This window comes from Pseudomonadota bacterium (assembly GCA_030775045.1).
Classification (GTDB): Bacteria; Pseudomonadota; Alphaproteobacteria; order JALYJY01; family JALYJY01; genus JALYJY01.
Genome location: JALYJY010000121.1, coordinates 1 through 4,228, shown reverse-complemented (window position 1 = coordinate 4,228; position 4,228 = coordinate 1). Strand labels below are relative to the sequence as shown.

Annotated in this window: 5 protein-coding genes; 2 read left to right on the top strand and 3 right to left on the bottom strand. The window is 61.2% G+C overall.

The window, feature by feature from the left end:
* Positions 1 to 520 (bottom strand): methyltransferase (locus tag M3O22_08730; GenBank protein ID MDP9196825.1); only part of this gene is annotated, 520 nt, incomplete at its 3' end.
* A gap of 73 nt (positions 521 to 593) precedes the next feature.
* The gene (gene greA / locus M3O22_08725; protein ID MDP9196824.1) at positions 594 to 1,067 is read right to left on the bottom strand and encodes a transcription elongation factor GreA; all 474 of its coding nucleotides are present in this window, start codon (positions 1,065 to 1,067) and stop codon (positions 594 to 596) included.
* A gap of 165 nt (positions 1,068 to 1,232) precedes the next feature.
* On the opposite strand from greA, the gene rpe reads away from it, so the two are divergent.
* Together rpe and M3O22_08715 are read left to right on the top strand one after the other, a co-directional pair.
* Positions 1,233 to 1,898: a ribulose-phosphate 3-epimerase gene (gene rpe, locus M3O22_08720; protein ID MDP9196823.1), complete on the top strand. Its 666-nt coding sequence runs from the start codon at positions 1,233 to 1,235 to the stop codon at positions 1,896 to 1,898.
* Positions 1,895 to 3,535: a heparinase II/III family protein gene (locus M3O22_08715; protein ID MDP9196822.1), complete on the top strand. Its 1,641-nt coding sequence runs from the start codon at positions 1,895 to 1,897 to the stop codon at positions 3,533 to 3,535. Before rpe ends, M3O22_08715 begins: the two co-directional genes overlap by 4 nt.
* A gap of 161 nt (positions 3,536 to 3,696) precedes the next feature.
* On the opposite strand, the gene M3O22_08710 is transcribed toward M3O22_08715, so the two are convergent.
* Positions 3,697 to 4,228: DUF2628 domain-containing protein (locus tag M3O22_08710; GenBank protein ID MDP9196821.1), on the bottom strand; the 532-nt coding region annotated here is incomplete at its 5' end.

The window sequence follows — 4,228 nt, the reverse complement described above, 5'->3', positions numbered from 1 at the left end:
CGCAGGCGTAATCCAGAACCCTCCGCTGTTGTGGCAATTGTTCCAGTACGGACAGCAGCAGGGCCGTGCCTTCGTCCAGTCGCCCATGGGCAAAAACGCCAGGATATGAGACCCAGTGTTTTTCTTCCCCTGGCAGCGGCAGGGTGAATTCCATACGCCAGTCCTGCAGATGCGTTTTCAGGGGCGGCATGGTCTCAGGGCAAAAGGCGCGAAACACCCGGCAGTGATACTTGACCAGCACGGTTTCCGGCGGGCCGAACAGCGGTTCGATCCGGTCCGGGACAGACTTTATGCCCTCGTCGTTGGCGCCGGTCATATAAAGGCTTCCCCCGGGAACCAGCCGGTCTGCGGCCAGATGCAGCAGCATGTCCAGCTCTTCCCTCGCGCGCGGCAGGCGGACCGCCACTGTGGCAAACCGTCCTTCGGGGGGCAGTGGGGATATGGTCCCCCAATTGCCATGCCGCCGGGACCAGGCTGTCACAGCGGTACCGGCCAGCTCCGGAGCGGCCGGAAAATTCATGAACAGCGCAGGGCCTGGCAGGGGAAAAGCCTGCAATGCCTTTTCGAGGGCCTGTACGGCGGGGTCGGGGCCGTTACTTGTAGACAACCTTGACAATCTCGTACTGGCGGGAGCCGCCGGGGGCCGGCACTTCCACGGTGTCGCCCTGTTCCTTGCCGATCAGTGCGCGGGCCAGCGGGGCTGTGACGGACAGGAAGCCCTGCTTGATGTCGCTCTCGTCCTGGCCCACGATCTGGTAGGTGGATTCCTCGTCCGTATCTGTATCAGCCAGGGTGACGGTGGCTCCGAACCTGACGGTCTTGCCGGACAAGCGGGAAGTATCAATCACCTCGGCCCGGCCGATGCGGTCTTCCAGTTCCAGGATCCGGCCCTCGATGAAGCTCTGGCGCTCCCGGGCCGCATGGTATTCAGCGTTTTCCGACAGGTCGCCGTGGTCGCGGGCCTCGGCAATGGCCTTGATGACGGCCGGCCGCTCGACGGATTTCAGCTGTTTCAGCTCGGCCTCCAGGCGTTTGAAACCTGTGGCGGTCATGGGAACCCTGTCCATGGCACATACTCCCGTTTCTGGACAAAAAAAGGACACCGCAGACAGTGCTGCGGTGCTTTGTGGATCTGCTTCTCCTGAAAACATAGGACGCGGGTCCGGGAAATTCAAGGCCGCTGCAACAGGGACTTCTTGAAGCCCGGATATGAACTTGCTAGCACTGGATGTATGAGTTCTTCCGTAAAAATTGCCCCGTCCATCCTGTCGGCGGATTTCGCCCGCCTGGGGGAGGAAATCCGTGCGCTGGACCAGGCGGGGGCAGACTATATCCACATCGATGTGATGGACGGCCATTTCGTCCCCAACCTGACCCTGGGGCCGTCTGTTATCAAAGCCCTGCGCCCGCATACGAAAAAACCCTTCGATGTCCATCTGATGATCAGTCCGGTGGATTCGCTGATTCCCGCCTTCGTTGATGCGGGCGCGGACATCATTACGGCCCACCCCGAGGCTGGCCCTCACCTGCACCGCACACTCCAGGCCATCCGGGCCCACGGGAAAAAGGCTGGCGTATCGCTCAACCCCGCCACGCCGCCCTGTGTTCTCGATCCTGTCCTGGACATGGTGGACCTGGTGCTGGTCATGACGGTCAATCCCGGCTTTGGCGGCCAGTCCTTTATCTCTTCCCAGCTGGACAAGATCAGGGCTGTGCGCAGCAAAATTGATGCTTCCGGCCGGACCATCGCGCTTGAGGTTGATGGCGGCCTTACCCCGGAAACTGCGGCGCAGGCTGTGGCCGCCGGTGCAGACGTGCTGGTGGCCGGCACGGCTGTCTTCCGCGACGGGCCGTCAGCCTATGGTCGCAATATGGCCCTGCTGCGGGGGGAACAATGATCCGTCTGCGTGAATCCCTGGTGTCTATTCGCCACAACCTGCAGAATGTGGCGTTCTCTGTTCCCCTGTACAGCCTGACTCTGGGCGGGAATGCGCCGCTCCAGCTTCTGGCGGCGCCTGGTGATCCATGGCCGGGGAACACACAGACGGCCCAGAATATCCTGGCTGGCCGGTATGCGTTTGCAGGCCAGACTTTTTCCGGCACTCCGGTTCCATGGCTTCCCGCCATGGCCAGCATGGACTGGCTGGAAGGCATGCATGGTTTTGGCTGGCTGCGGGATCTGCGCAGCCTGGGAGGCGACGCGGCCCGCCGTGTAGCCCGCGCCTTGGTGTCGGACTGGCTGGACCAGTTCGGAACCAGCTGGAACAGCCTGGTCTGGTCGCCGCACATCATGGGGCAGAGAATCGCCAGCTGGCTGGCGCTGTATGATTTCTTCTGGGCCAGCGCGGACGATGTTTTGCGCAGCCGGATCTTTGACAGTGCCGCGCGGCAGATCCGGCATCTGGCCCGCGTATTTCCCGGCCAGGCTTCCGGCCTTCCTGTTTTCCAGGCTGTTCTCGGGCTTGTCTGTGGATCCATCTACCTGACAGGGAATGGCCGCCATCTGTCCACGGCCATGAAGATTCTGGGGCGGGAGCTGGTGAACCAGACCATGCCCGACGGAGGGCATGTGGATCGCTGTCCCTCCACCCTTCTGCAGGTGCTGCGGTGCCTGGTGGATATCCGTTCGGCCCTGCGGGCGGGACGTGTGCAGGTGCCGGAAATCCTGCAGCACTCCATTGACCGCATGGCGCCGGCGCTGCGTTTCTTCCGCCACGGAGATGGGGGTCTTGCACTGTTCAACGGCGGGCAGGAGGAAAACTCCCTGCTGGTCGAGATGCTTCTGACCCAGGCGGATGCCCGGGGCAAGCCCCTGAAAAGTGCTCCCCATGTGGGGTTCGAGCGGTTGTTGTCCGGCAGGACCCTGGTGCTGATAGACACCGGGCGGCCGCAGACCGGGCCTGACAGCATGGCCTATGCAGGCACCCTGTCCTTTGAGATGAGCGTGGGGCGGGAGCGGATGATCGTCAACTGCGGCGCCCATCCGGACAGGACAGGATCCTGGCGCCGGGCGCTGGCGTCCACAGCGGCCCATTCGACGGTGACAGTGGCTGATACCAATTCCGCGGAGATCCTGGACCGGGGTGGCCTCGGCCGTATTCCGGAAGTGGTCCGCTGCACCAGGATGGACACGGACGGCGCTTCGCTGGTGGAGGCCAGCCACGACGGGTATCTCCCGGTTCTGGGCCTTGTGCATCACCGGCGGTTTTACCTGGCGGACGGAGGGGATGACCTGCGGGGCGAGGACACCCTGGACGGTCCCGGCGGCCATTCCTTTGCCGTGCGCTTTCACCTGCATCCATCGGTCCAGGTGTCCTTGACCCATACGGGCAACACAGCCCTGCTGAAACTGGCCGGCGGGCAGGGCTGGCGCTTCCGGGCCTCGGGCTGCAGCGCCATGGCCATCGAGGAAGGCCTGTACCTGGGCGGCGACGAACCCCGCCGCACATCACAGCTTGTCCTGACAGGCGTGACAGGAGAGGACCGCAAGGCCACGGTCAAATGGGCCTTTCAGCGGGAAAAGCAGAAGGACTAGGACATGCGGACAATCAAACGGAATGGCCATCTGACTTCTGATTTCCGGACTTCCGGTGCTCACGTACTGTAACGTACGCTGCGCTCCGGCTTCCGGAAATCCTTGTCATCTGACTCATTCTGCGTTGATTGTCCGCATGTCCTGAATGTTTTCCGGGATAGCTATTCGATTGAAATGGTCTCTGCCATTTCCGGATCGGTTATGCCTTCCCAGGCTTGGAATTCCATCCATGTCAAAAAAGCCACACCCAGGAACAGGACTGACAGGATAACGGCGGTTGCAATTTTTGCAGCCTTGGGGGAAGTGCCGCCTTCTGTTTTAAGAAGTTCAAGGCGCCTTGCCGGATCTGTTTCTTTTTCCCGGATTTTGTGGATTTTTGCGAGAGCATGATTCAGGTACAGGGCCTTGGCCTGGGTTGCCAGAAACAGGGAAACACCTATCGAAATCCCGTTGATTGTTTTGTCCAGTACGGGATGCTCAAAAAATCCGGAAAGCACCACAAGCACACTGTATCCCGCCAGAATCCATGCGATGGCCCACATTTTCCGGTAAAAAAGCCAGATTTCAGGAACAAGAAAACCCGGCCATGACCAGGACAGGAGCCAGGGGGACTGTTTTTGCAGCATGCGATCAAAAAGGGGCATGAACCTGTGGATATTGGGTCCGATGAAGGCTTCCAGTTCTCCCCTCGGG

Excerpts from the sequence above, each read along its gene's own strand:
- greA (MDP9196824.1), bottom strand. The coding sequence starts at position 1,067 with ATGGACAGGGTTCCCATGACCGCCACAGGTTTCAAACGCCTGGAGGCC.
- rpe (MDP9196823.1), top strand. The coding sequence starts at position 1,233 with ATGAGTTCTTCCGTAAAAATTGCCCCGTCCATCCTGTCGGCGGATTTC.
- M3O22_08715 (MDP9196822.1), top strand. The coding sequence starts at position 1,895 with ATGATCCGTCTGCGTGAATCCCTGGTGTCTATTCGCCACAACCTGCAG.